The organism is Aeromonas sp. EERV15 (assembly GCF_900079845.1).
Classification (GTDB): Bacteria; Pseudomonadota; Gammaproteobacteria; order Enterobacterales; family Aeromonadaceae; genus Aeromonas; species Aeromonas sobria.
Genome location: NZ_FKKY02000192.1, coordinates 1 through 419 on the forward strand (window position 1 = coordinate 1; position 419 = coordinate 419).

1 protein-coding gene is annotated in these 419 nt (G+C 61.8%); it reads right to left on the reverse strand.

The annotated features are described in order from the left end of the window. Positions 1-419, reverse strand: a 419-nt coding sequence (locus BN4575_RS22265) for a hypothetical protein (RefSeq protein WP_176716481.1), incomplete at both ends; no start/stop codon positions are given.

The window sequence follows — 419 nt, forward strand, 5'->3', positions numbered from 1 at the left end:
CCCAGGTTGCCAAAGCTCACGCTCACGTTGCCGCCCGGCTGGGTCGCCAGCACGGTACCGTTGGCATCCACCGCGCGCACCACGTAGTACGCGCTGGTTTCGCCTTCTTCCGACACAGTGGAGCTGTCGACCAGCTGACCTTCCGCATCCACCGCAAACAGTTTCAGGGTGAAGGCGGTGTCGTTGTCACCCGGTACATCCGGATCATTACCGGTTTCGTCAGTGATGGTGGTGGTGACGGTGGCGTCGCTGTATTCCACCTTCTCGTACTTGCCCGCTTCGCTGAAGCTGCCGCCATTCAGGCTGACCTTGAATTGCTCGCCGTTGTCCGCCAGCGCGTCGTTCACCGCCTTGGCACTGAACACCTCGCCTACCGCGACCGTGGTCTTGCTGGCGCTGTAGTCAGCACTGCTGGTCGT